Origin of the sequence: Oceanicoccus sagamiensis, assembly GCF_002117105.1 — a bacterium.
Taxonomy (GTDB): Bacteria; Pseudomonadota; Gammaproteobacteria; order Pseudomonadales; family Dasaniaceae; genus Oceanicoccus; species Oceanicoccus sagamiensis.
Genome location: NZ_CP019343.1, coordinates 1,832,587 through 1,857,776, shown reverse-complemented (window position 1 = coordinate 1,857,776; position 25,190 = coordinate 1,832,587). Strand labels below are relative to the sequence as shown.

Below are 25,190 nucleotides of genomic sequence, written 5' to 3'. Positions count from 1 at the left end.
GTTTTGAGCCACCAAACCCTCGATGAAATACCCGTCCAGCAGCTTAAAGGCGTCGGCCCTAAAATGGCCGAAAAGCTGGCCGGCCTGAGCATTCGCAGCGTTCAGGATTTACTGTTTCATTTGCCCCTGCGCTATCAGGACAGAACCCGCATTACCCCTATTGGCGCATTGCAAGCGGGCGCCGATGCGGTGATTGAGGGCGAAGTTAAAGCCGCCGATATTGTGTTTGGCCGTCGTCGCAGTCTGGTCTGTCGCTTACAAGATGGCACCGGCACGGTGACCCTGCGCTTCTTCCACTTTTCTGCCGCGCAAAAGAATAACCTCAGTAATGGCACCCGCCTGCGCTGCTTTGGCGAAGCCCGCCGAGGGAGTAGTGGCCTTGAGCTCTACCACCCGGAGTACACGTTAGTCAGCGGTCAGCAAGCCCCGATGGAAGAAGCTTTGACCCCTATTTACCCCAGCAGCGAAGGCCTTAGCCAACAGGGCTGGCGCAAGTTAAGCCAGCAAGCACTGAATTTGGTAAAACCCAATACTCTGGTGGAATGGCTGCCACAACCGCCGCAACTTAATGGCAGTGCTGTGAGCCTGGAGCAGGCCCTGCTCTACCTGCACCGACCACCCACCGATGCACCGGTTGGGCTGCTGCGAGAAGGCGAACACCCTTACCAGCAGCGGCTGGCCTTTGAAGAATTATTAGCCCACAACCTGAGCCTGCTTAAACTGCGCAGCCAAACTCGCGCTCACGGTGCTCCACCCTTTATTGGTGAAGATCGATTAAGCGATGAGTTTTTGCAGGAACTGGGCTTTGCCCTGACCGGTGCACAACAGCGTGTTGTCACTGAGATTAATCACGATCTGAAGCAAAGCAAACCCATGCTGAGGCTGGTGCAGGGAGATGTGGGTTCCGGTAAAACCGTCGTCGCCGCACTGGCTGCCTTGAAGGCCGTGGCCTGCGGTTATCAAGTGGCGATTATGGCACCCACTGAAATACTCGCCGAGCAGCACTTCACTAATTTTGGCCACTGGATGCAGCCGCTGGGCCTATCCATTGGCTGGTTAACCGGCAAGGTTAAAGGCAAGCAGAGAAAACAACAGCTGGAGGCAATGCTGGAGCATCAGGTGGATATTGTGATTGGTACCCACGCCTTATTCCAGGACGAGGTACAGTTTGCCAAATTGGGACTGGCCATTATTGATGAGCAACATCGCTTTGGTGTTCACCAGCGACTGGCGCTCAAAGAAAAAGCTAGCGCCGACATCGGCCACCCGCATCAACTGATTATGACTGCCACCCCGATACCCCGAACTCTGGCCATGAGTGCCTACGCGGATTTGGATACCTCAGTGATTGACGAGCTGCCACCGGGCCGCACGCCGGTTACCACCGTAGTGATTGATAATGCCCGCCGTGCGCAAATTGTAGAACGCGTCCGCAATGCCTGTAGCGAAGGCCGCCAGACCTACTGGGTCTGTACCTTGATTGAAGAGTCCGAAGCACTGGAGGCTCAGGCCGCGGAGGATACCTGTGAAAATCTGCAAGCACTATTACCGGAATTGAATGTAGGCTTGATCCACGGCCGGATGAAGGCAGATGAAAAAGCCTCGGTGATGCAGGCCTTTAAAGAAAACGGGCTGGATTTACTGGTAGCTACCACGGTGATTGAAGTTGGCGTCGATGTCCCCAACGCCAGCCTGATGATTATTGAAAACGCTGAACGACTGGGACTGGCCCAACTGCATCAGCTGCGCGGCAGGGTGGGACGCGGCAGCACCGCCAGCCACTGTGTACTGATGTATCAATCCCCACTGGGGCAGCAGGGCAAGCAACGCTTACAAACTATGCGCCAAAGCAGCGATGGCTTTGTGATTGCCGAAAAAGATCTGGAACTGCGCGGCCCCGGCGAACTGTTAGGCACCCGCCAAACCGGGCTTATGCAGCTACGCATTGCCGATCTGGAACGTGACAGCCACTTACTGGAGCAGGTTAAAGTGGTGGCCGAGCAGCTTCTCCAGCAGCACCCCAATGCCGTCGATCCCTTGATCCAGCGCTGGCTGGCGGACGGCGAGCAATACGCCCAGGTCTAAAGAAGACCGATAGCCCCAGCCTCCCAGATACCACCTAACAAACGCCCAAAGGGCATTTATGCGACCAAACTCACACAACACAGGCCAACTCCCGCCCGCATTTCCAGCAAAAACTGAAGCTTGAGCTACAATTTCAGTTCAAATACATGATTCGCCAAATTTAACCGGACTGGCAATCAGTAACACAAAGAAAGTTGTATGAAGGAGCAAGCCATGTCAGTGCCAGCTGTCATTGAAGAAATCTTAAGCAAACACGATATTGAATTTGCCGTGGTGGAGGCACACCCTAGTGCCAACCTGATTGGCGAAGCCAGAACCACCCTCTTGCAAGATGGCAAAGGAAAATTGCAAGCGATCTACAGCACCGGCAGCATTCTTGATGTTGACGCCCTGTGCCGCCTGACCGAACGCGAATTAAAGGCCTGCAACCCCGAGGATGTAGAAGCCATTTGCAGCAAGGCTAAATTAGAGCGCCTGCCAACCGTACCCATGGCATTGGGCTACGATATTATTATCGATCAGGAGCTGCTTAATGGCAGTGAGTTAAAGCTGGACACCGGCAGCGAGCAAAGCCTGGTCAGCATATCGACAGAACACTTTAAGCAACTGACTAATGGTGCCCGTGCTGGCGCCATAACCGTAAATGAAGAGCTGCTTCACCAGGCATCGCTGGATGATATTGATGATATTGATGAAATCACCTCCGCCGTTGCCAACTTCACCCAGCTAAGAATGAAACAGCGACTGGAAGAGACGCTGGAGTTTCCACCGCTGCCGGAAACAGCACAGCGTATTATCAAACTGCGGGTTGACCCCAATGCCGATATTAAAGACCTGACTGATATTGTAGAAACCGATCCGGCCCTGGCGGCACAAGTGGTCAGCTGGGCAGCGTCACCCTATTACGCGGCACCGGGAAAAATAAAATCTGTGCACGATGCAATTGTTCGGGTATTGGGTTTTGATCTGGTATTGAATTTATCTCTGGGTCTGGCTTTGGGCAAAACGCTCAGCTTACCCAAAGATAACGCCAAAGGTTTTACCCCCTATTGGGAACAAGCTGTTTATGCGGCTACCGCCGTTGAGGCATTAGTGGGAGCTATTCCGCCTAAAGAGCGCCCTACCATGGGTATGGCCTATTTATCCGGGCTACTGCATAACTTTGGTTATTTAATTTTAGCGGAAGTATTTCCTCCGCATTTTTCAAATATTTGCCGCTATCAGGAAGCCAATCCTTTTTCCAATCACTGCCATATTGAGCGTCACTTACTCGGCGTGACCCGAGAGCAACTCGGCGCCTGGTTAATGCGTATGTGGAGCATGCCGGAAGAAGTTAATACGGCCATTCGTTTTCAAAACGAAGCCGACTTTGAAGGCGAAGACAGTGCTTATGCCAACCTGATGTTTATTGCCATGCGCTTATTACGCAAGCACGGTATTGGTGATGCCCCATCAACACCGATTCCAGATACGCTGTTTGAACGCTTGCATTTAGACCGTGAAAAAGCCGAAGAAGCCATCGCAACCATGATGGAATCATCGGCCGAACTCAATACCATGGCAGCCAATATGGCAGCTTAGTCATACTCTCATTACCGGATAATAAAGGGCCGCTAATGCGGCCCTTTTTTTGCGGGTACTATTCCAATAATAAAAACATTTTTTGCAGCGGCTGCTCTTCAATATGATCATAGACCGCAATCACTTTGATAAAACCCAGCTTTAAGTAGGTAGCCACTGACTGCACTTTTACATGCACCATTAAACCCTGAGCGCCCAGCGCTTTTGCCCGGTCAATTAAAGCGCTTAGCAAACTATGCAGCATCGGTTCCGAATAAAACCTGACCGCGACCAAACGAGAGATATGGTAGTAGCGCTTATTGCAGTCCGAAGGGATGGGGACCAGGCGACCACTGAGCACCACTGCGCCGCGCAGGATAAGCGCGGCAATATGTTCATGGCTCTCATTAACGGCATTGATCGGCAGACGGTATTGGTCCAGTGGAAAAAGGTGCAGGCAAATACCTTGTACCTGCCAATAGTGAAAACTGTCTGGGGTAAGCCATTGAATATGGGTAGAGACTGATGGGGTTTTCTTACAAGGTAAATTCATAATGTAGTCCTTTACAGTACTGTTAACAAAAAAGCCGAGCCCCTTCCCGAGGCGCCAAAGCATCATAAACTATTTGCCCACAGATAACACACATAAAATGGCTCTTGCATCATCGTGGAATATCGTTGATGATCTAAAAAATTCGCGAATAATAAACGATAATGATAAAAGCACTGAAGCTACTAACTGGATTATCTCTGGGCTGCCTGCTTATCTATCTCGCCATGATAAATAATCTATTCGGCGATTGGGCGCTTAAATTTCGGGCCCACCCCCAGGTTCAGTCCGCGCTGATTAGCGACCAGGCCATTCAGGTTAACAACGCGCCCTGGATTAGTTTTTACCCACACAGCACCACTGCCGATACTGCACTGGTTTTATATCCCGGCGCATTAACTGACCCCAAAGCCTATGCACCGATAATGCGGCAGATTTCCGAGCAGGGTTTTGTCACCATTATTGCACCTATGCCCAGTAATATGGCGATCCTTGCTCCAACAGAACTGCTCGATATTAAAGCCGCCCATCCGCAGATAAAAGTCTGGGCATTGGCCGGACATTCTATTGGTGGGGGTGCAGCCTTACTCTTATTAAAACAACACCCCGATGCGATTGATGGTTTAATGATGTGGGATTCATATACCTTCTCGGGCAGCCCGGCCACCCATCTCACCCTTCCCATCACCACACTGTATGGCACCAGCCACCACAACCCAAAGCGCCCACAAAAATTTGCCGACGCCAAAGTGTTTATGCCAGAACATGTGAATTATATCGCGATAGAAGGGGGCGACCATTTTCAGTTTGGCCATTTTAATCAAGAGGATATTAAAGCGGTGAATACTGCCACTATAAGCTATCAACAACAGCAGCAACAAATTATTGAACAGTCGGTTATTTTTTTGCGGAGTTTGCACACCCCCTAAGCGCTGTTTTTATCAGCGCTTATCAGGCATCGGCAGATCGACTAAGCCATCGGTGGCCAGTAATAAACCGCGATGAAAATACTCGCTACTTTGCTCATGCTCACCCAGATGCGCTAACAGGCGGCCCATCTCTGCGCACACTTCGCCGCTGTCTTCAAACTGCAAACTGCGCTCAAAATACTCACGGGCTTTGCCCCATAGCGAATTGCGCAGCGATAAGCGGCCCAAACATAAAAATAGCGCCGCATCATTATTACGCTCTTTTAACCAGTTTTCAGCGACGATTAATTGCCGGCCGGGATCATCGCTGGCAACTTTGCCATAGAGAGAGACCAGCGTTTTATTCCAGTCTTTTTTTAGCCGGTTGCGGATAAGCTTCTCGGCTTCCTGCATACCGCCCAGGGCCATAATATTTTCGGCATAACAGGCCACCAGGTCACTATTGCTTTTTGACGCATTGGAAAAACCTTGCCATAACTGATGCAGGCCCTCCAGGGCATCGCTGCGAGATTTAGCGGCGTCTACAATGCTTTCTTTGCAGGCGGTAATTTCCAGCTGGTCTAAGGCCTCTGGCGATAGCACTTTATATTTTTTTAGCTCTGGTAATAATACCAGCACTTCCTGCCAGTCATTTAAACCCTGATAGGCTTGGGCCAGTAGCGATAATACATGGGGGTGTTTACCCGCATTGCGACGAACCCGAGTTAAGGTTGCCAGACTTTGCTCCAGCCGCCCACTGCTTAATTGCAACTCCGCCTGGGTAAGGCCAACGGCAATACCGGCGCCACTGGTACTTTCTTCCGCTTTTTTTAAAAACTCTTTAACTTGCTGGCTATCATCCAGCGCATGACTGGCACGGGCAGCCACCAAATAGTTTAATAAGGGCGTTTCAGACTTAGCCGCCGCTCTGGCTAAAATTCTACGGGAGCTTTGCCAGTTACCTTCAATAAAGGCAATTAAGCCCTTGGTGGTTTGCTGCTGACTGCGGCGATAACCGCGGCCAGAAAACCAATCGCCCAAAGCACCGGTGCCGCTAATTAATCGGCGCAGCATACTAAAAAAGCCATAGACCACAGAAAATAACAACACAAATAATCCGATACCCACCCAGACACTCGTTTCCAAGGTATAGGTATGGTAACTAATTAAAATATAGCCGGGATCTAATTCTATAGCCGCCACCAGGGCCACCGATAAAATCAGTACGATTAAACTGGCAATAAAGAAGCGCTTCATTAAGCTGACTCCTCAGAAGGCTCTGCTGGCTGCACGGGTTTAACCTGATGAATGGTTTCTATATAGTTTTTAAGGGCACGTAGGGAACTGGATATATCCGGCAAGCGTATTTCTATCTGCTGTTGCTGTAAACTGTCCAGCTGCGCAATCACAGCATCCGTCGACACTTTGTCCAGCGTATAGTAAGTCGTTAACCAGTGGTGGGCTTTGGATAAGCTATCTTCATAGAGTTTTTGCTTGCCCGCTAAACTGGCCATTTGAGCTTGTTCAAACATCAGCCGAACATTCTGCCGCACCGCCGCTTCATATTCCGGCGCCAGGAGGGGTCTATAAACTTCATCGCGGCGGCTAATTTGAATATAGCTGCTGAGCTTATCCAATGCCGCCTGAAAACCTACCGCCAAACGTTGCTGCCAGGTTTCTACCTTGGGCTCTTGCGGTGCACTGATGGTCAGCTCGGGTAATTTAATTAATTGCAATTGCTCCGCCTGTTGCGCCAGCGCCGCCAGCTGTAAATAATGCCCTTCTATATCAATATTGACAGCGGCCCGCAGTCCCGCCATATCATTGGCCAAGGCCTGTCGCACGGGATAAAGCGCACTGTCGTCCAGTTCTTTAATAATGGCATCGGCAGATTGTAATAACGCCAACGCGCCATTAACTTCTTTGCCCATTAGTAAACGCTGGTTAGCCAGACGCATTAGATACTCGGCTTCGGCCAATAACCAATCATTGCGATCGGTTGTCGATAAGGACTGTAAACGTTTTTGCTGGCTGCTTAATTGTTGTTGCAAGTTATCAATGCGCTGCAATAACTGCTGTTGCTGCTGTCGACTGTCAGCTTGCTGCTGGTCGAATTGACGCTGGAGATTTCTGGCATTATCGGCATGGGTATCAACCCGCTGAATTGCGCCGGCAATATCCGCCTGACTTTGTTGCAAGCTTTGCTGTTGCGCTGTGTCACCCTGCCATAAGAAAGCACCCAGACCAACACCGGCTACCGCAATCACCAGAGTTAGTAGCCATAGGGCTAAACCCGGCCCGGTTTTTTGCGCCCCAGGCTTTGGTGATGTGTTAGCTGACTCGATGACCACGGGGGAGCCTTCTTGTTTATTGTCTGGCGGTTGATTATCCACGCGTTATTCCATTATTTATAAGTCCATATTTATTGGACTGGGTTTATCGGGCTAGATTTATTGGGCTATTTATAAGACTCAGTTTATAGAGCTAAAACTAAAGACGCTTTAAAGCCTCCAGCATTGACTCGTCACTGGCATTTTCCGCCGTTACTACTTGCGCAAAGCCAAGCTCACTGGCGATAGCGCTTACTCTATCACCGGGAACAACGATAGTTAGCTGGTCTAGCCATGGCGCCCTATCATCACCCAGTAGCTGGTAAAAGTTGTTGACGCTTTCACCGCTGTTTAAGCAAACCGTATTAACCGCGTTATGCGCTATCATCGCTGTTAGCTCGCCTTTAGGCAGCGCGGGCAATAACCGCTTATAACATTCAGCATAGCTAACTTTTGCACCGCGTTGACTTAATTGCTCCGCCAAATAATCACGGCCGCCGACCCCACGAACAATCAGCACTTTTTGCTGCGCCAGTTGTTGCAGGTTGTTATGCTGTAACAGAGCCTCGCTATTCATCGCCCCACTACTGCCACTATCGACACAGGGCACCCCCTGCTCGATTAATTGCGCCACCGTTTTCTTGCCAATACCATACCAGTTAATGCCTAGCGGTAGCTGTGGCCAATAGTGGTTAATCCACTCCATGCCAAAGTGAACCGCATTGCCACTGATAAAAATAATATGCTGGTATTCATCCAGTGCCATTATCGTTTGCTTGCACTGTTGGCGCTGCTCGTCAGTAGTTAATTCAGCAATGGCCATCACGGCATAATGCCAGACGTCACCACCAGCGTGTTCAATCGCAGCCATTAAAGGGGCTGCCTGCCCCTGTGGCCGCGTTACTAATACGGATAGCGGCTGCAATGACATTTATTGCTGGTAAACCGCTTGCAGAATTTCAGCGGCACCCTGGGCCAATAAATCTTCTGCCACGGCAATCCCCAAGGCTTCTGCCGAGTTGCGATCGGCGCGGCGATCGCTACGTAATAAGGTTTTGCCATCGGGGCTGCCCACTAAACCACGCAGCCATAGTTCTTTTTTGTTATCGGGGTTTTCAATCGCAAAGCAGGCAATGGGCACCTGGCAACCACCCTGTAACCTTAAATTTAACGCGCGCTCTGCATTAACTCGCTCGGCCGTGGCCTGATGATGCAGGGGGCTAATAATGTTTTAATCCGCTCGTCATTATTTCTGGCCTCAACACCGACAGCACCCTGGCCACCGGCGGGCAAACTGTCTTCAGGGCTAATACGGTCGGTAATTCTATCGGCCATATTCAGGCGCAATAGGCCGGCGCTGGCCAGAATAATGGCATCGTATTCACCCTCGTCCAATTTGCGTAAACGGGTATTAACGTTTCCGCGTAAATCGACAATATTAAGGTCTGGACGCTGGGCGCGAATCTGGCATTGACGGCGCAGGCTTGAAGTACCCACACGGGCACCTTCCGGTAACTCATTCAGGCTTTTATAGTGATTGGAGACAAAAGCATCACGGGGGTCTTCCCGTTCACAGATAATGGATAGCCCCAGGCCACGAGGGAATTCCATCGGGACATCTTTCATCGAGTGCACGGCAATATCGGCGCGCCCATCTAACAGGGCTGTTTCCAATTCTTTCACAAACAGGCCTTTGCCACCGATTTTGGCCAACGGGGAATCCAGAATTTGATCGCCTCGGGTAGTCATGCCCAGCAGCTCGACTTGCAGGCCGGGATGGGCAGCCTCCAGCTCGGCCTTGATAAACTCGGCCTGCCATAAGGCTAAGGGGCTTTCTCGGGTGGCAATACGGACCAGTTGCTCGGACATATAACAGGTGTCACTCAATAATAATGGTTAGAGGCCCCTATAATAATTGACTGGGGCTTAAGGACAAAGTGCCTAAGCGGATTTTTATAGCCTTTGCAGCAACTTACGCACCGCTGGCATATGCCGACGGCTGACTTGAGGCCCCTGCTCCACATCCGCAATTTTCAACAGGGCGCCCTGCTCGGTTTTCTCCAGTCCTCTGATATGGACGACCGCCACCAGTGCATTGCGGTGGATACGGACAAACTGCTCAGCTAATGTCTGCTCCAGCTCCTTAAGCGGGTCATCGATTAGCACCTCTTTTAATTCACCGTCCTGACAGTAAAAGACCGTGACATATTTGTGGTCTGCCAGAAAATAACGCACCTCGTTAATCGCAATCAGCTCGATACCGCGACTGGATTTGGCGGAGATATGGCTGCGTTCGGTGCTGAGCTCAGGGTTATCGGCCTGATTATCGCTAACCAATGCTGACAGCTGCACCCGATTAAGCTTTTGCGCCTTGGCCAGTGCCAGCGACAGTTTTTCTCTATTGACGGGTTTTAACAGGTAATCGACAGCATTGGCTTCAAAGGCTTCAAGGGCATAATCGTTATAGGCGGTGCAGAAAATAACGGCGGGGGGCTCATCGCTTTTTGTGAGATGGCGGGCGGCTTCAAGGCCATCCATAACCGGCATGCGGATATCCATCAGCACCACATCAGGGCCGTGTTGATTATAGGCCGCAATGGCCTGCTCTCCTGTTTCAGCCTCCGCGATCACCTCGCAGTCTGGCTGCTGCTCCAATAATCGGGCCAGACGCATACGGGCCAAAGGCTCATCATCAACGATTAATACCTTCATGCGCTATCCTTTTCCAACTCTACAACCCGGCCCACCACCGGGTAGACAATCACAGCATGGTGATCACCATCAACCATCTTTGTGGTCAAACTGGCTCTGGGGCCATAGAGCGCTTGTAACCGGCGGTGGATATTGTCCTGGGCTAATTGATTACCGTCCACGTCACTGGGCACATGCTCCATCACCGGATTTATGACCGATAGGGTTACTATATCTTCGCTTAAGGCGGCATTGATGGTGACAACACCGCCTTTGGGTAACTGTTGGATACCGTGATAAATCGCGTTTTCCAATAATGGCTGCAATGTCAGGCTGGGGATGGGCAGACTATGGGGCGCATCGTCCAACTGCCAATCCATGTTTAAACGATCACCCAGACGTAATTGTTCAATACGGGCATAGCGCCGGCACAATTCTAATTCGTCCGCCAGCGTTACCTCGGTTTGCGCCTCCGCCAAACTGGCGCGAAATAACCCGGCCAAGTCCTCAACCGCAGTCTCCGCCGCCTCTTGGTCTACGGCAATCAAGCTGGCGATAATATTCATACTATTAAACAGAAAATGCGGGCGTATCCGCGATTGCAGCGCTTGAATGCGGGCCTGTAACTCCGCCCGCTGATTAAGCCGCAACTGCTGGGTCAGGTAAAAATAGCGCAGGATAATCCCTGCCAGTACCCCACAGATCAAGATATCCGTGGTTAGCTGCCAACCATCGATTGACCAATCACCGGCCCCGGCCAGAGCGCCCTGCAACATCCACTGCCCCATAATACTGGTGGAGGCCACCACCGCTAATATCAATAAATAACAAGCACTGGCTGCTTTTGCCAATGGCCAGTCAGTCAGTCTGGGGCGGATTTGGCATAACAGGGCGGCACTGAGTAAAAACGACCACAGTACAAAGAGGGAGGTTAACGAAAACGACTGCCAGGAAAAACTTTGCAAACTGCCATCCGCCAGCTCCAGTACAAAGGCCAATAGCTCCGCCACCAGCACCAAAAACAGCACGGCCTGGACATTGCACAAATCAGGAATAAAGAATTCTTGATCGGCGGTGGTTTTATCGTTGTTATTCATAGCGTTAAAGAACTGGCTTGTGTGCTCAAACTATAGCAGAGGACGGCTAAAGCAACCCTCACAGGGGAAGACTAAAGTCATTATATTTGAAGCGCTTCCTTATTTTCTCACGATTGGCCACCGAAAAAGCCATAGCTAACCGGCTGCTGACTCTTCTGTTATAATCCGGCGCCATAGCCAACCACCAGATAGTGATTTTCTCCATGACCGATAAAGAACCAGCCATTAAGCCTTGGGGCGGACGTTTTTCAGAACCTACGGATGCCTTTGTTGAGCGTTTTACTGCCTCCGTTGAATTTGATCAGCGTATGTACCATCACGATATTAATGGCTCGCTGGCCCATGCCCAGATGCTGACCAAGGTGGGCGTACTCACCGAAGATGAATACCAGCAGATTCAAACCGGGCTGGAAGCTATCCGCAGCGAAGTGGAAGCCGGTGAATTTCAGTGGTCAGTGACACTGGAAGATGTGCATATGAATATTGAAGCCAGGTTAACCGATAAGATCGGTATTACCGGTAAGAAGCTGCATACTGGCCGCTCTCGTAATGACCAGGTGGCTACCGATATTCGCCTGTATTTACGTGATGAAATAGATAGCATTGCTAAAGAACTGACCCGCTTACAACAAGGCCTAACCACTCTAGCGGGTAACGAAGCCCATACTATTATGCCCGGCTTTACCCATCTGCAAACCGCCCAGCCAGTGACCTTTGGTCATCACCTATTGGCCTGGAATGAAATGCTGGAGCGCGATTACAGCCGTTTAATGGATTGCCGTGCCCGGATGAATCAAAGCCCGCTGGGTGCTGCGGCTCTGGCCGGTACCACCTACCCCATCGATAGAGCCATGACCGCTGAGCTATTAGGCTTTGATGCGCCGACTGAAAACTCGCTGGACTCAGTCAGTGACCGTGACTTTGCGATCGAATTTACCGCCTTTGCCAGCCTGGTAATGACTCACTTATCACGCTTTAGTGAAGAGCTGGTGCTTTGGACCTCTGCCCAATTTAACTTTATCGAGTTACCAGACCGCTTTTGTACTGGCTCCTCAATTATGCCGCAGAAGAAAAACCCGGATGTGCCCGAATTAGTTCGCGGCAAAGTTGGCCGTGTTAATGGTCACTTAATCTCCCTGCTGACCTTGATGAAGTCCCAGCCACTGGCCTACAACAAAGACAATCAGGAAGATAAAGAGCCGCTGTTCGATACGATCGACACACTGAAGGACTGCCTCAAAGCCTATGCCGATATGGTGCCTGCCATTAAACCTAAGAAAGATGTGATGGAAGAAGCGGCTCGCCGTGGTTTCTCCACCGCTACGGACCTGGCGGATTATCTGGTTCGCAAAGGGGTGGCTTTCCGTGATGCCCATGAAATTGTGGGTAAATCCGTGGCCTATGGTGTTGAACAGGAGAAAGACCTCTCCGAGATGACATTGGAAGAATTACAGCAGTTTAGCGATACGATTACTGCCGATGTATTTGATGTACTGACACTGGAAGGCTCTGTGTCTGCCCGTGATCATATTGGCGGAACAGCTCCTAAACAGGTTATCGAAGCCTCCAAACGCGCAGCTCAGCGCCTAAGTCAGCGCTAACTAACTCGCAGGATCGGTTATAATCCACCTCCCAGTCTCCTGACATTAACAACACTACATCTCGCTACTGCTGATGAAGGGCAGGGTTCACGGTGCCTTTTATCTGGTGGGGGATGGTGGATTATAATCCACCCTACGATGGTGTTGTGGCTTCGATTGGGCGATGCTTAAGGCGGAAATGTGAGAGTGCTCTCTATTTGTGCTTTAGCGAAGCTATTAGCGGCCGATAAACATCACAGAAACCCGCAATGCAGCCTATACTGTGACCCATGTCGTCCCTAGAAATAACCCACTCTTCGATTGACCAGGGTGTCGATCGCAAGACCTTAAAAACCATCAAGCAACGCTTTCTCCAGGTCAATAATGCCCGTTTGGCCCGGACCAAGTCTGCGCTGGGTGCTCGTCAGCAGATATTCCTGGAATTACTGCCGATGATGTTTCACGTCAATCACCCGATGCTGCCGGGCTATGTCTCTCACCAGACCCCCGCAGGGCTGGCAGGCTATAACCCCAGCAAGCGGGATGTGCAAAAAACACAGCGCCTTTGCCGCAGCTTTACCTACCGCCGCCAGCCCACCATGAAGCGGCAGATTAACGGTATATTCCTGATGGGCTCCTGCGGCACGGTGGCACAATCTGAAAGCTCTGATCTGGATATCTGGCTCTGCCACCCCCCGATCAACGATGAAGAAACCATGCTACTGCGGCAAAAGTGCGATGATATTAGCCGCTGGGCAATGACGATTGGTTTAGAAGCCCACTTCTTTTTAATGGAAGATGAAAAGTTTCGCCTGGGTGAGCGGGAGTCACTGTCCACCGAAGACTGCGGCAGCAGCCAACACTATTTATTATTGGATGAGTTTTACCGCACCGGCTTATTGATTGCCGGGCGCATACCGATTTGGTGGTTAATTCCACCGGAAGAAGAACAACACTACGACCACTACGCCAATACCCTGCGTAAAAAACGCTTTGTGCGTCAGGATGAAACCCTGGACTTTGGTGGTGTGGGCCATATCCCCGCCGGTGAATTTGTCGGCGCCGGTGTCTGGCAACTGTATAAAGCGATCGACTCACCCTATAAGTCGGTTTTAAAAATACTGCTGACTGAAGTCTATGCCGCCGAGTACCCGGATGTAGAACCCTTAAGCACCAGCTTTAAACGGGCGATCTATAACGATCAACTGGATATCGATGAGTTAGACCCTTATGTGGTCGTCTATCGAAAACTGGAACACTATTTACTCGAGCGCAATGAATTAAAAAGACTGGAGCTGGTGCGTCGCTGTTTTTATTTTAAGGTCGGCAAACCGCTGTCACGCCCCAGCCGTACCAGCTCTAAATCCTGGCAGCGGCAACTGATGGAAAAACTGGTGGCCCAATGGCGCTGGCCGAAAGAACAATTATTTAATTTGGATGCCCGCAACCAGTGGAAAGTCGCCCGGGTTATGGCAGAGCAAAAACAACTGGTGCGCGAGCTGACCAATAGCTACCGCTTTGTTTTGGAATTTGCCCGCCGCACCCGTGCTTCCGCGATGATTAACTCTCAGGAAATGACCGTACTGGGGCGAAAACTCTATGCCGCCTTTGAACGCAAGGCCGGAAAGATTGAATGGATTAACCCCGGCATTGCCAAAAGTTTAGTAGAAGACACCCTGACCTTCTATCAAACCACCACCGTTGAATACGGTGAAGAAAAAACCGCCTGGGCATTAAGCGCAGAAGAAATGATCCCTCGCGATATCGTCAGGGACAAACCCATTAAGCGCGCTGATGACTTAACCACACTGCTAGCATGGTGCCACTTTAACAGCCTGTTAGACCATTCAACCCGCGTCAATATTATTGAAGGTGAACATGGCGTCACCGAATATGAATTACACAGTATGATTCGCAGCCTGCGACAAAAACTACCGGTTGCCAAGCAATATGATGATGAGGGTGAAGAAAAACACGACCGCTTTGGCCAGGCGATGCGACCCACACAAATTAAACTCTTTATTAACGTCGGCGTAGACCCGTTAGGCCATTTTCGCACCCAGGGTATTGAGCGCTTAAGTTCACAAACCGATAGTCTGGGCTACAGTGCCCTGCGAGAAAATCTGGTACTGAATGTTGAGCAAATACTGGTGAATAGCTGGGGCGAAGTCAGCACCCGTCGTTATGATGGCGATCTGGCGTTAATCCGTTGCTTAAAAGATTATTTATTAATGCTGCCACCGGGCAATAACGGCACCTTGCCCAAACTGGATATTCGCTGTTTCTGCCCCACCCGCTCTAACGCAATTACTATGCGGGTAGAAGAACTGTTTCGTGATATTGCCGCCTGTTATTACAGTGGCACAAGACCCGCGAACACACGGTATATACTGGAAATTCAAAAAGAGTATTACGTCTTGCAGTTTATCGATAACCGCCCGGTTATTGAACGTGTTGGCGGTTATGCCAACCTGCTCAGCCATCTCGGCAAACTACAGGCGCAATATAGCCCTATTGTTCTTGACCGCTACTGTTTAAATCACTCGGTACTGGAAGCAATTATCCAGCAAGCACAGCCCGAACAAATCCAGGTGTTTTACCAACAGCGCGATACCGTTGCCGATATTTATGTGATGGATGAACGGGGCTCCCTGCACTGCTTTACCGCACCGTTTCGTGACGAGCACAGTTTGCTCTCACCACTGGACCAATTTATTCAGTCCACCTTATTCCGGCGCAGCAGCGAAAGCCAGGGCACGGGAAATGATGGCTTTAATTTTGCAAACTTTGACCTGAGCCATTTTGAGCTGGAGTATTATCAAATTATTGAAGCGGCTAACGCCGTACAGCTAACCCGCCGGCATTTAGTCAATGAAATATCCGGGGGGAATTTCTTTAACGTACAGGCAATTGGCGATAAAGATTTTAATGGCCGCTTATTATTTAATATTTACTGCGACCAACAGGAATTTACCGAACTGGAATTGGGCAAAGATTTATTTAATACCGCCGCCCGATTTATTCTGGGCCGCCGCAATTCCCACGAGCGCTACCCCTGCTATATCACCGATCTGGACCTTAGCCGCTGTGGCGATGAAGCGTCTGGCAAAAACCATCAAACCGTTTATTTTTTACAACACAAGCGCCGACTGGAACGAGAATTAAATAGCGCCTTGCAAAATCTTTAGAGCGTTACCATGCAACGGCTTTAATACCGATATGGAAAACCACATCCGGGGCAGTATCGACCGCAATATCTTCACTGACCGCTAAATCCAATACCCAGCTTTGGCCCAAACGAATAGCACCACCTAAAATTAATTGGGCAGAGTCATCACCCAACTCGGTTAGTGCGCTGTCGTAAAAAGCGGTATGGGCATCTAACTGTATTTTTAAACTGATCGATGATGTCGCCTGCCAACTCAATGTTGAAGAGCCATAAAGCACAAAATCTTCCTGTAACTCTTCCAATACTTCTCCGCCATCCATCCACATGGCGCCAGCACTGGCATGTAAAGCGATATTATAATTTTGCAGCAAGCCCTGATCACTGACATTGAAGCCCAGAGATAGATCGGTCGATTCCGAGCCATGCAAATCATCAGCATCGCCGGTGGGCAATTTAACCGCGCTGCGCAGGGCCCACTGCCGGGTGTCAGATTGAGATAACTGGTACGCCATACTGACACTGACATCACCGATACCATCATTCGAGCTGGTGACACTGCTTAGCACCTGGCCATCGCGGGCATAACTAAACTGAAGTTGATCACGGGGAAAGTCGGGACGGCCACCGTCGGGAAAACCAAAAAAATCATGCCAATCTTCAATCACACTATCCAGACTACCGCTATCATGGCTCAGATAAGGCACATCAATACCCAGCTCCAGGACTTCACTGAAACCATAGCGAAACTGGATATTGGCCCGGTGAGTTTCACCATCAATAAAAATGGCTTCGCGGCCTTTGTTGTCTTCAGTAAAGTTATTGCTGATATCCAACTGCAAACCAGCGCTGCTGGAGCCCGCTGCGGCTAGCTGCGCACTCTGTGCTGCTGGCAAACCATAAATCTGCACAAAAGGGCTGCGGTTGGTGATGACATAGGGGTCATCAATCGCCTCTGCCTGAGCACCGATGGCCGTGGCTGCAAGCATTAGCAGGCTTAAATAACGGGGGCTTTTACTCATCATTCCTTGGGGCTCCGAACATTTTTTATTGTGTAGCGCTATGGTTGACCGCTGTGTCTGCGAGTATAACAAATTAACGTTGGGGTTCAGCCTTTCTGCCGGTATAATCGCCGACATTAACGATTGGGAAACAGATCATGACCACGACAGAAGTTGCCGCTCTTATCCGGGCCGCACTTTCCATCACTGCCTTAGTCAGCAGCCTGCTTATTCTGACCGCCTGCGGCCAGAAGGGCCCGCTGTATCTTCCGCAAGACCCCAGTGCCACTTCTGGGGATGTCTCCAGTGAGACCGCCAGCGCACAGACCTCGGACGAAAAAGACAAACCCAAGGCCTCTGAGCCCACCGATAGCCTAGACTAACCCTCATTCAAGACTTTTTATACAGGTGAAAACAATGGATGCTTTTGAGTATCGCAACGGCGAACTATATGCCGAAAATGTTCCTTTAGCCCAAATTGCCGAACGCTTTGGTACACCCACCTATGTGTACTCCAGAGCCTATTTTGAGCAGCAGTTTCTGTCTTACCAGAGCGCACTGGCAGGTCGCGACCATCTGATCTGCTATGCGGTAAAAGCCAACTCCAATATTGCGGTATTAAATGTACTGGCCAAACTTGGTGCCGGCTTTGATATTGTCTCTCAAGGTGAATTAGAGCGCGTACTGGCTGCTGGCGGCGACCCCACCAAGGTGGTGTTCTCTGGCGTGGCTAAAACCCCCGCCGAAATGCGCCGTGCCTTAGAGGTGGGTATTCACTGCTTTAATCTTGAATCTTCAGCGGAGCTGGAGGTGTTGCAGACCGTTGCCGCCGAGATGGGAAAAACAGCCCGTATCTCACTGCGGGTTAACCCCGATGTCGATGCCAAAACCCACCCCTATATTTCCACCGGTTTAAAAGAGAATAAGTTCGGTGTGGATATTGAGCAGGCTCCTTCGGTTTACCAGCGCGCCGCAGAACTGCCCAATATCGACATTATCGGTGTAGATTGCCATATTGGCTCACAACTGACCGAGGTCACTCCGTTTCTGGATGCCCTTGACCGGGTACTGGCACTGGTCGACCAACTGGCCAGTGATGGTATTAGCATTAGCCATCTGGACCTGGGTGGCGGTCTGGGTGTGCGCTATAGAGACGAACAGCCCCCGCACCCTCTGAGTATGTAGCCAAAGTGTTAGAACGTTTGGGCGACCGAGAGATAACCCTGGCGTTTGAGCCCGGCCGTTCCATTAGCGCCAATGCCGGTGTTTTGCTAACCAAAGTAGAATACTTAAAGCCAAACCCGCATAAAAACTTCGCCATTATCGATGCCGCCATGAACGATATGATTCGCCCTGCCCTGTATAAGGCCTGGCTGAATATTGAGGCAGTAACACCCCGCACCGAAGGCGAGACCAAAAGCTGGGATTTAGTAGGCCCGGTCTGCGAAACCGGCGACTTTTTGGGTAAAGACCGGGAATTAATCCTTGAAGCGGGCGATTTATTATCGGTCGCGTCTTCAGGGGCCTATGGCTTTACCATGAGTTCCAACTACAATAGCCGTGGGCGCGCCGCAGAAATCATGGTGGATGGTGATCAGGCCTATCAAATACGGGCACGGGAAACGATCGCCAGCCTGATGCAAGGCGAAGCACTACTACCTGATAGCGAATAACCGGACACACTATGCTGTTACGTTTTACCAAAATGCACGGTCTAGGCAATGATTTTGTCGTGATCGACCTGATCTCCCAGCGGTTTAATCTGCAGGAGAAGCATGTGCGCCTGCTTGCCGACCGGCGTTTTGGTATCGGCTGTGACCAACTGTTAGTCGTTGAAACCCCACGCCAGCCCGATGTCGATTTCCGCTACCGCATTTATAATGGCGATGGCGGTGAAGTAGAACAATGTGGCAATGGTGCGCGTTGCTTTGCCAAATTTGTGCGGGATAAAAAACTCACTGGCAAGAACACCATTCGAGTAGAAACTGCTGGTGGAATTATAGAGCTCCGGGTCAAAGAAGACCGTCAGGTAGAGGTCAATATGGGCGAACCCGTCCTGACGGCTGCCGAAGTGCCTTTTACCACGGAAGAAGTGCAGGCTAACGTCTATACTATTGAGGTAAACGGCCAGCACTGTGAAATCGGGGCAGTCTCTATGGGCAACCCCCATGCGGTGATGCTGGTCGACAATGTAGAGACGGCGGATGTAGCAACACTGGGGCCTGCGATTGAGTCCCATAGCCAATTCCCCCAACGGGTTAACGCCGGATTTATGCAAATCGTTAGCCGCAACGAAATTAAGCTGCGCGTCTTTGAACGGGCGGCAGGAGAAACTCTGGCCTGCGGCAGCGGTGCCTGTGCAGCGGTGGTATCCGGTATACAGCGCGGTCTGCTGGACCAGCGAGTCACCGCCCATTTACGCGGCGGCGACCTGACAATTGAGTGGCATGGCGAAGGTCATCCCGTTATGATGACAGGGCCTGCTGCCAATGTGTTTGAAGGCCAAATACAGATTTAAAGCGCTTGCCGTTAGACAGCAGCACAAGGATCAACAAAAGATAGTGAGGACGATGTGGAACTAGCCGACAACAATAATAACGCCCCAGAAAAAGACATCACCGAAGAAGATGTTGCCCAATATTTAAAAAGCCATTCCGGATTTTTTCTAAAACGTGACGACTTACTATTAGAGCTCGAACTGGCCCACCCCAGCGGCAAGGCAGTGTCCTTATTAGAACGCCAGGTCACGCTACTGCGTGAACGCAATATGGATATGCGCAATCGCCTTGGCGGCTTAATGGAAAATGCCGAAGATAATGACCAGCTTTACGACAAAACCCAACAACTGGTACTGGCACTGATCGAGGCCCAGGGTCTGGACAGTCTCGTCAATACTTTTAACCGCAGCCTGCTCAGCGATTTTAACGTGGATTTTTCCAACCTGACGTTATTTGGCAACCCGGAGCAATACCGCAAAGTTATCTCACGTATGGTTGCCGTTGACGACGCGTTTGATAAAATCCCCAGCCTGTTAAAAAGTAACAACGCAACCTGCGGCGTGTTAAGACCAGAAGAACTGCAATTTTTATTTGCCGATCAGGCAGCACAGGTTGGCTCAGCGGCGATTATGCCCCTTAGCCACGATAACCCCCTTGGCGTTATCGCGATCGGCAGCAAAGACCCTCACCATTTTAGCTCTTCCATGGGCACTTTATTTTTATCCTATATCGCCGAAGTATTAAATCGATTAATACCGCGTTATCTATAAAGCCCATCGCCAGCGGAGCGATTAATGACTGAAAGCAAAGGTGATGACTGGCAACAAGGCATTAATGAATTTCTTCATTATTTGGAAGTTGCTCGTCAGTTATCGCCCCATACCCTCAGCAACTATCGCCGCGATTTGGAAAAATTTTCTGCTTACTGCCAACACAACACAATTGCTGATCCAGCCCTCGTCCATAGTGCCGATGTCAGGCAGTGGGTGGCGCAATTACACCGCGGCGGATTGGCGGGCCCCAGTTTACAAAGAGCGCTTTCTGCCCTGCGCAGTTTTTATAAATACCGCGCCAGAAATGGTGAAAAAAATAACCCCGCGCTGGGTATCCAGGCACCAAAGTCAGCCAAGAAATTACCCAAGGCACTCGATGCCGATAATATGCAGCAACTACTCGCCATCGACGGTGACGATTGGTTAAGCCTACGAGACCGCGCCATACTTGAGCTTTTTTATTCTTCGGGTTTACGTCTGTCGGAGCTGGTTAATTTGAACCAGCAGGATATCGACTTATCAAAAGCCTTAGTGACCGTCACCGGCAAGGGTAATAAAATGCGCGCACTGCCTATCGGTAGTTTTGCGATAAAAGCTCTGCGGGATTGGTTTAGTGTTCGCGCCGATGCCAAGCCGGTGGATAACGCAGTATTTTTATCCAAACAAGGACGCCGCCTTGGCCAGCGATCTATTCAGCAACGATTAAAAAAACATAGCGTACAACAAGGTGTTAACCAAAGCGTGCACCCACATATGTTACGCCACTCCTTTGCCAGTCATATTCTGGAATCCAGCAGTGATCTGCGGGCAGTACAGGAACTATTAGGGCATGCCAATATCTCCACCACCCAGGTTTATACCCATCTGGATTTTCAGCATTTAGCCAAGGTCTATGATAAGGCCCACCCAAGGGCAAATAGAAAAACCAGCAAAGTCGACAATTAATAAAACCAGCGGCTATGTGGATACTGACGGTGTAAACGTCGATCCAGACCCAACCAATGCCCCGATGAAAACGCCATAAATAGCAAAGACAATAAGAAAAAAGGAATTAGCGACGCATCGTAGTAACCGCCAATGGCAAAATTCAATAGAATAAAAAAACTTAGCCCCGCCGCCAGCCGTGTCGTCACCCCCAGCAACAAAGCTATTGCTACATAAATTTCACCAACGGTGACCAGCCATGCAATCGGTAGTGATAAGGGGATGGCAAACTGCTGCAAATAAAATACTGCAAAAGTATCCGGGGTAACTCCGTCAAACGCTGCAAAAACGCCTGCTGTAATATATCCGTCGTTAGCCAGTCTTTAGTGATTTTATTGATACCCGCCGCCAACCAAAAAATACCAAACAGGCTGCGCAGTACTATATGTAGGGCTCTACCTGACCATCTTAGCGGATGCTGTTTGATAAACGCCATGGACCAAAACCTTACGTCAGTCATGATTCACCTGTCTGGTTTCGATCAATGCCAGCGTTTCCCAGAGCGGTAGCCGCTGACAATAACCTTTAGCCGATAAGTTATCCGCCGCCAACCACTGACGCGTTTTTCTGTCGATGGCCGAGTCGCCAACGGTGATAAGGGCAGGCTCAACGGTAATGGTTAATGTTTCAACACGGCCCGGGCTCCACTGCCCCTGATCAATGGCATAAATAACAACAGGGCGCTGGTGACCATTAATGGTATCGAAGTTGGCTACAAACCATTCCCATATGGTGGCGATTTGTGACCAGAAGGAACGTGTTTTCAGATGATAGAGTGTCGCACTCTGATCGGCACCCTGATCGGGCATTGGAAAACCGGCAGGCTGTGGCAACAGTTGCTCACTCTCAGTACAGAGCAACATGGCTTCACACATAGTACAAAACTCACCAAACTCACTGTATAACAATAAGCTTTGCCATTGCTTGCTATTGGGCTGCGCCATCGTGCCGAGAGGCAGGCATAGCAACAGCAAAGAGACAGCGATAAGCCGCTGATAATATTTTATATTTATTGTCATGGCCGTAATTATTATATACTTCGGCCATGAACAACAGTCCTATTAAAGTGATTACCTTCGACCTCGACGATACCCTATGGGCCATCCAACCCGTATTGATCAAAGCAGAGCAACAGGTTTACAACTGGCTGAGTGAGCATGCGCCCAAGCTAACAGCACAATTTTCGCCGCAAGATTTTATGCACTGGCGAATAAAGATTTACCAACAACAACCTGAGCTGGCCCATCAAATTACCCGGCTGCGTTTGGTGGCGGTCAAGCAGGCCATGTTAAACGTGGGCTATGATGAAAAGCTGGCGCAAAGAATCGCTGAACAGGCCTTTGATATTTTTATTCAAGCGCGCCACGATATCACCTTCTTTGATACCGCTGAGCCGATGCTGGCAGCACTGCACCCGCACTATTCCCTTGGCGCACTTAGCAATGGCAATGCCGATATTTTTAAATTAGAGATGGGCCGTTTTTTTGATTTTGCCTTTAGCGCAGAGCAACTCAATGCCAGCAAACCAGCACCCGAGCAATTTCTTGCTGCCCAGTCCTATGGCAATACCCAGCCCCAGCAAATGATACATATTGGGGATAATCATGAGCATGATATTGCCGGGGCTATTGCCGCCGGTTGGCATAGCATCTGGTTTAATCCTTCCGGGGAACCCTATGCCGGGGACACAGCGTCACAGCAGGGGCCGACTCGTGAGGTCAGTTGCCTTTCTGACATCCCCGCCGCTATTAGCTCTATTGCCAAAGATTTGCGACAAGGCGTTTAAATCGGTCGCTGGCCATAATGGCTGACTGGTCGCTTGGGAGGGTCAGCCGTAACATGGGGGTCTATTTTACTGATCTGCCCACCGCGGGCCAGAAAGGCTTCTACATCATCACTCATCTGATCATGCAGGCGTTTTCTGGAGGCAATGGTACGGGTGTCCGCTCGCTCTTCACGGCTCCCCATATACCCAATATCCAGGGTTTGATCTTTAGGAGTTTGTTTTGTTTTTCCAGGCATCTTGCTATGACTACTCTTCGCTTTTGTGACCATCGATTTTATCCTTGAGTACAACGAACAAAAGGTGAAGATTATTTATAGACGATGGGGCACAGAGAGCAATAGAATTAGCCGTGTTTATTTAGGCTGTTTCGTTCTAATATAATTTGATCTATTCGCGATTTTTACTAAAACTTTTTTCTTATATTAGCGAACGTTCACATGCCAAAAAATGTAATAGATTTTTTATTTTTTAATCATAAAAAGCCAGCGGAAAAACCTCAAGTTGCCATCAGTGCCTGCCTCAATGGCGAAGCGGTGCGTTACGATGGCAGCAGCAAAGAGCTAGAAACCACTTCAAGTATTTTAGCTAAAGCATTAACTTTACTGCCGATCTGCCCGGAAGTCGGTGCGGGCATGTCAACGCCAAGGCCACCAATTCAATTACTTCAATCAGGTGACCAAATAAGCGCGATTGGCAGGGACGATAAAAGCCTGGACCCCACCGCGGCGCTCAAGCAATTTCGGCAACAGAGCATCGACCCGCTAAGCACATCCCTGTGTGGCTATATTTTTAAAAGCCGGTCACCCAGTTGCGGCGTAAACAGTACGCCACTGTTTCATGCTAACAATCAACAGATTGGGCTTGGCAGTGGCTTGCAAGCGGCCTATGTGCAGCAGACTATGCCCTGGCTACCGCTGCGGGAGGAGCAGCAATTGGCTACCGAGGAACAGTGCGAAGCATTTATCTTTCAGTGCCGTCTGCTGCAAGATTTGCGGCTGGGTTGCCAGCAACAGGGACTGACCAGCGTCAATAAACATTATGCGGCACTAATCCGTAGCCTGCCCAATCAGCAGCAAGCAGCCTTGGAAGCGTCGGTTCGGACCGGTGATCAGGAGAAATATTGGGGGATATTGCTAAGGGCTATACCAGCGCATAGCCCTTGAGGGGGCAGTCTATACGGCGTCTTCGTTAGTTTCGCCGGTGCGGATACGGACAATATGCTCTAAAGGCGCCACAAAGATTTTACCATCACCGATTTTGCCGGTATTGGCAGCGCCACTAATCGCTTCGATCACGGTTTCTACCTGATCATCATTAATAGCGATCTCGAGTTTTACTTTAGGCAGGAAGTCCACCACATACTCAGCGCCACGGTATAGCTCGGTATGGCCCTTCTGGCGACCAAAGCCCTTAACCTCTGTAGCGGTAATACCGGTAACACCCACTTCTGATAAGGCCTGGCGCACATCGTCCAGTTTAAAAGGCTTGATAACCGCGGTAATCAGTTTCATTACTTGCTCTCCTAGTCGTCTCCTGCCATCGCAGGTAGTTCTTTAGATTATTGTGGGTGCTAAGTTAGCTAGCAACCGCCTGAAAAGCAAGGACTTAGGCTGAAAATGAAGGTTTCTTTGATTTTGGCCCACCATCAAAATCCCTCCCTATGACCATAGACACCTTGTATAGTAAAAACCCACCACCCTTGGCAGACCAATATTTCGCAGGAGCCCCGATGAATTGCACGATGAACCCCAAACAGCGGGATGATTTTCTGCTAGATATCCATGTGGGCATACTAAGCCTTAACCAGCCCCACCGAGGCCCACTTAGCACCCCTGTCTGGTATTGGTATGAGCCCGGTGGCCATCTATGGTTTGAAACCCAACCGGATTCACGCAAGGGCCGACTACTGGATATCGGCACCCGTATCAGCCTTTGTGTGCAAGACGAAAAACCGCCCTATGCCTATGTCAGTATTGAAGGGCCGGTGATTGAAATTGCGGAAGATGATTTTGATCAGCACCAAGTGCCTATGGCCTGCCGCTACCTTGGTGAAAAAGCCGGGCGCGAGTATCTTGCCAGCCTGACTCCATCTGAGTGGAAACGCTATATTGTTAAGCCTGAACGGTGGTCGACGTTTAATGGTTCGGCGGATGTGGGTAAATAAGATTTTTGCCACAAAGT

Annotated in this window: 23 protein-coding genes and 2 pseudogenes; 13 read left to right on the top strand and 12 right to left on the bottom strand. The window is 50.1% G+C overall.

The genetic code is table 11. From position 1 onward, the window contains the following. Positions 1-3: 3 nt before the first annotated feature. Together recG and BST96_RS08495 are read left to right on the top strand one after the other, a co-directional pair. Entirely contained in the window at positions 4-2,085 is a 2,082-nt protein-coding gene (gene recG / locus BST96_RS08500; RefSeq protein WP_085760500.1) for an ATP-dependent DNA helicase RecG, read from the top strand. A 213-nt stretch (positions 2,086-2,298) separates the two neighbouring features. Continuing rightward, positions 2,299-3,666, top strand: coding sequence for an aminoacyl-tRNA deacylase and HDOD domain-containing protein (locus tag BST96_RS08495; RefSeq protein WP_085760499.1), 1,368 nt, complete (start codon positions 2,299-2,301; stop codon positions 3,664-3,666). Between the two features lie 58 nt (positions 3,667-3,724). Here the strand turns inward: BST96_RS08495 and BST96_RS08490 are convergent, their stop codons facing one another. Further along, positions 3,725-4,198: a hypothetical protein gene (locus BST96_RS08490; RefSeq protein WP_085758290.1), complete on the bottom strand. Its 474-nt coding sequence runs from the start codon at positions 4,196-4,198 to the stop codon at positions 3,725-3,727. Between the two features lie 161 nt (positions 4,199-4,359). Here BST96_RS08490 and BST96_RS08485 point away from each other — a divergent pair, with 161 nt between their 5' ends. Continuing rightward, entirely contained in the window at positions 4,360-5,124 is a 765-nt protein-coding gene (locus tag BST96_RS08485) for an alpha/beta hydrolase (protein WP_085758289.1), read from the top strand. A 12-nt stretch (positions 5,125-5,136) separates the two neighbouring features. Here BST96_RS08485 and BST96_RS08480 read toward each other — a convergent pair whose 3' ends face one another. The 6 genes and pseudogenes from BST96_RS08480 to BST96_RS08455 form a co-directional block, all read right to left on the bottom strand. Beyond that, positions 5,137-6,360 carry a heme biosynthesis protein HemY gene (locus tag BST96_RS08480; protein WP_085758288.1) on the bottom strand — a complete coding sequence of 408 codons (1,224 nt, stop codon included), beginning with the start codon at positions 6,358-6,360 and terminating at the stop codon, positions 5,137-5,139. Continuing rightward, positions 6,360-7,496, bottom strand: a complete 1,137-nt coding sequence (locus tag BST96_RS08475; protein ID WP_085758287.1) for a uroporphyrinogen-III C-methyltransferase — start codon at positions 7,494-7,496, stop codon at positions 6,360-6,362. Before BST96_RS08475 ends, BST96_RS08480 begins: the two co-directional genes overlap by 1 nt. Positions 7,497-7,593: 97 nt before the next feature. Further along, complete coding sequence (locus tag BST96_RS08470; protein ID WP_085758286.1) at positions 7,594-8,364, bottom strand: uroporphyrinogen-III synthase; 771 nt, start codon at positions 8,362-8,364, stop codon at positions 7,594-7,596. Next, positions 8,365-9,302: pseudogene (gene hemC, locus BST96_RS08465) on the bottom strand (hydroxymethylbilane synthase). An 84-nt stretch (positions 9,303-9,386) separates the two neighbouring features. Further along, complete coding sequence (locus BST96_RS08460) at positions 9,387-10,145, bottom strand: LytR/AlgR family response regulator transcription factor (protein WP_085758285.1); 759 nt, start codon at positions 10,143-10,145, stop codon at positions 9,387-9,389. Beyond that, positions 10,142-11,221, bottom strand: coding sequence for a sensor histidine kinase (locus BST96_RS08455; protein WP_085758284.1), 1,080 nt, complete (start codon positions 11,219-11,221; stop codon positions 10,142-10,144). The genes BST96_RS08460 and BST96_RS08455 overlap by 4 nt, the downstream gene beginning before the upstream one ends. Positions 11,222-11,424: 203 nt before the next feature. Between BST96_RS08455 and argH the strand changes: the two genes are divergently transcribed. Next, entirely contained in the window at positions 11,425-12,822 is a 1,398-nt protein-coding gene (gene argH, locus BST96_RS08450) for an argininosuccinate lyase (protein ID WP_085758283.1), read from the top strand. A 269-nt stretch (positions 12,823-13,091) separates the two neighbouring features. Beyond that, positions 13,092-15,989: a class I adenylate cyclase gene (locus tag BST96_RS08445; protein ID WP_085758282.1), complete on the top strand. Its 2,898-nt coding sequence runs from the start codon at positions 13,092-13,094 to the stop codon at positions 15,987-15,989. 4 nt (positions 15,990-15,993) lie between these two features. On the opposite strand, the gene BST96_RS08440 is transcribed toward BST96_RS08445, so the two are convergent. Beyond that, entirely contained in the window at positions 15,994-16,992 is a 999-nt protein-coding gene (locus BST96_RS08440) for a DUF3187 family protein (RefSeq protein WP_169713955.1), read from the bottom strand. Positions 16,993-17,126: 134 nt separating this feature from the next. Here BST96_RS08440 and lptM point away from each other — a divergent pair, with 134 nt between their 5' ends. The 5 genes and pseudogenes from lptM (at position 17,127) to xerC (ending at position 21,184) form a co-directional block, all read left to right on the top strand. After that, positions 17,127-17,351: an LPS translocon maturation chaperone LptM gene (lptM, locus tag BST96_RS08435; RefSeq protein WP_085758280.1), complete on the top strand. Its 225-nt coding sequence runs from the start codon at positions 17,127-17,129 to the stop codon at positions 17,349-17,351. Positions 17,352-17,385: 34 nt separating this feature from the next. Continuing rightward, a pseudogene (gene lysA, locus BST96_RS08430) lies at positions 17,386-18,641 on the top strand (diaminopimelate decarboxylase). An 11-nt stretch (positions 18,642-18,652) separates the two neighbouring features. After that, positions 18,653-19,486, top strand: coding sequence for a diaminopimelate epimerase (gene dapF, locus BST96_RS08425; protein ID WP_085758279.1), 834 nt, complete (start codon positions 18,653-18,655; stop codon positions 19,484-19,486). Between the two features lie 54 nt (positions 19,487-19,540). Then, on the top strand, positions 19,541-20,236 hold the full coding sequence (locus BST96_RS08420; protein ID WP_085758278.1) for a DUF484 family protein: 696 nt from the start codon (positions 19,541-19,543) through the stop codon (positions 20,234-20,236). A gap of 24 nt (positions 20,237-20,260) precedes the next feature. Further along, positions 20,261-21,184, top strand: coding sequence for a tyrosine recombinase XerC (xerC, locus tag BST96_RS08415; protein ID WP_085758277.1), 924 nt, complete (start codon positions 20,261-20,263; stop codon positions 21,182-21,184). Here the strand turns inward: xerC and BST96_RS08410 are convergent. Further along, the gene (locus tag BST96_RS08410) at positions 21,181-21,462 is read right to left on the bottom strand and encodes a DoxX family membrane protein (RefSeq protein WP_169713954.1); all 282 of its coding nucleotides are present in this window, start codon (positions 21,460-21,462) and stop codon (positions 21,181-21,183) included. The two genes, xerC and BST96_RS08410, sit on opposite strands and share 4 nt — an antisense overlap. 213 nt (positions 21,463-21,675) lie before the next feature. Further along, entirely contained in the window at positions 21,676-22,242 is a 567-nt protein-coding gene (locus BST96_RS08405; RefSeq protein WP_157117906.1) for a hypothetical protein, read from the bottom strand. 26 nt (positions 22,243-22,268) lie between these two features. Between BST96_RS08405 and BST96_RS08400 the strand changes: the two genes are divergently transcribed. Beyond that, positions 22,269-23,009 (top strand): HAD family hydrolase, encoded by a 741-nt coding sequence (locus BST96_RS08400; protein WP_085758274.1) that lies wholly within the window; start codon positions 22,269-22,271, stop codon positions 23,007-23,009. Here the strand turns inward: BST96_RS08400 and BST96_RS08395 are convergent. Next, positions 23,006-23,278 carry a hypothetical protein gene (locus BST96_RS08395; protein WP_240554919.1) on the bottom strand — a complete coding sequence of 91 codons (273 nt, stop codon included), beginning with the start codon at positions 23,276-23,278 and terminating at the stop codon, positions 23,006-23,008. The two genes, BST96_RS08400 and BST96_RS08395, sit on opposite strands and share 4 nt — an antisense overlap. 168 nt (positions 23,279-23,446) lie before the next feature. Here BST96_RS08395 and BST96_RS08390 point away from each other — a divergent pair, with 168 nt between their 5' ends. Then, positions 23,447-24,172: a 2-thiouracil desulfurase family protein gene (locus BST96_RS08390; protein WP_085758273.1), complete on the top strand. Its 726-nt coding sequence runs from the start codon at positions 23,447-23,449 to the stop codon at positions 24,170-24,172. A gap of 9 nt (positions 24,173-24,181) precedes the next feature. Here the strand turns inward: BST96_RS08390 and glnK are convergent, their stop codons facing one another. Beyond that, positions 24,182-24,520, bottom strand: coding sequence for a P-II family nitrogen regulator (glnK, locus tag BST96_RS08385; RefSeq protein ID WP_085758272.1), 339 nt, complete (start codon positions 24,518-24,520; stop codon positions 24,182-24,184). A gap of 218 nt (positions 24,521-24,738) precedes the next feature. Here glnK and BST96_RS08380 point away from each other — a divergent pair, with 218 nt between their 5' ends. Continuing rightward, positions 24,739-25,173 carry a pyridoxamine 5'-phosphate oxidase family protein gene (locus tag BST96_RS08380; RefSeq protein WP_169713953.1) on the top strand — a complete coding sequence of 145 codons (435 nt, stop codon included), beginning with the start codon at positions 24,739-24,741 and terminating at the stop codon, positions 25,171-25,173. Positions 25,174-25,190: the final 17 nt, after the last annotated feature.

What these genes read in the sequence shown, in the direction of transcription:
- BST96_RS08495 (WP_085760499.1), top strand. Translation starts at nt 2,299, where the DNA reads ATGTCAGTGCCAGCTGTCATTGAAGAAATCTTAAGCAAACACGATATT.
- BST96_RS08490 (WP_085758290.1), bottom strand. Translation starts at nt 4,198, where the DNA reads ATGAATTTACCTTGTAAGAAAACCCCATCAGTCTCTACCCATATTCAA.
- BST96_RS08485 (WP_085758289.1), top strand. Translation starts at nt 4,360, where the DNA reads ATGATAAAAGCACTGAAGCTACTAACTGGATTATCTCTGGGCTGCCTG.
- BST96_RS08480 (WP_085758288.1), bottom strand. Translation starts at nt 6,360, where the DNA reads ATGAAGCGCTTCTTTATTGCCAGTTTAATCGTACTGATTTTATCGGTG.
- BST96_RS08470 (WP_085758286.1), bottom strand. Translation starts at nt 8,364, where the DNA reads ATGTCATTGCAGCCGCTATCCGTATTAGTAACGCGGCCACAGGGGCAG.
- BST96_RS08460 (WP_085758285.1), bottom strand. Translation starts at nt 10,145, where the DNA reads ATGAAGGTATTAATCGTTGATGATGAGCCTTTGGCCCGTATGCGTCTG.
- BST96_RS08455 (WP_085758284.1), bottom strand. Translation starts at nt 11,221, where the DNA reads ATGAATAACAACGATAAAACCACCGCCGATCAAGAATTCTTTATTCCT.
- argH (WP_085758283.1), top strand. Translation starts at nt 11,425, where the DNA reads ATGACCGATAAAGAACCAGCCATTAAGCCTTGGGGCGGACGTTTTTCA.
- BST96_RS08445 (WP_085758282.1), top strand. Translation starts at nt 13,092, where the DNA reads ATGTCGTCCCTAGAAATAACCCACTCTTCGATTGACCAGGGTGTCGAT.
- BST96_RS08440 (WP_169713955.1), bottom strand. Translation starts at nt 16,992, where the DNA reads ATGATGAGTAAAAGCCCCCGTTATTTAAGCCTGCTAATGCTTGCAGCC.
- lptM (WP_085758280.1), top strand. Translation starts at nt 17,127, where the DNA reads ATGACCACGACAGAAGTTGCCGCTCTTATCCGGGCCGCACTTTCCATC.
- dapF (WP_085758279.1), top strand. Translation starts at nt 18,653, where the DNA reads ATGCTGTTACGTTTTACCAAAATGCACGGTCTAGGCAATGATTTTGTC.
- xerC (WP_085758277.1), top strand. Translation starts at nt 20,261, where the DNA reads ATGACTGAAAGCAAAGGTGATGACTGGCAACAAGGCATTAATGAATTT.
- BST96_RS08405 (WP_157117906.1), bottom strand. Translation starts at nt 22,242, where the DNA reads ATGACAATAAATATAAAATATTATCAGCGGCTTATCGCTGTCTCTTTG.
- BST96_RS08400 (WP_085758274.1), top strand. Translation starts at nt 22,269, where the DNA reads ATGAACAACAGTCCTATTAAAGTGATTACCTTCGACCTCGACGATACC.
- BST96_RS08395 (WP_240554919.1), bottom strand. Translation starts at nt 23,278, where the DNA reads ATGGTCACAAAAGCGAAGAGTAGTCATAGCAAGATGCCTGGAAAAACA.
- BST96_RS08390 (WP_085758273.1), top strand. Translation starts at nt 23,447, where the DNA reads ATGCCAAAAAATGTAATAGATTTTTTATTTTTTAATCATAAAAAGCCA.
- glnK (WP_085758272.1), bottom strand. Translation starts at nt 24,520, where the DNA reads ATGAAACTGATTACCGCGGTTATCAAGCCTTTTAAACTGGACGATGTG.
- BST96_RS08380 (WP_169713953.1), top strand. Translation starts at nt 24,739, where the DNA reads ATGAATTGCACGATGAACCCCAAACAGCGGGATGATTTTCTGCTAGAT.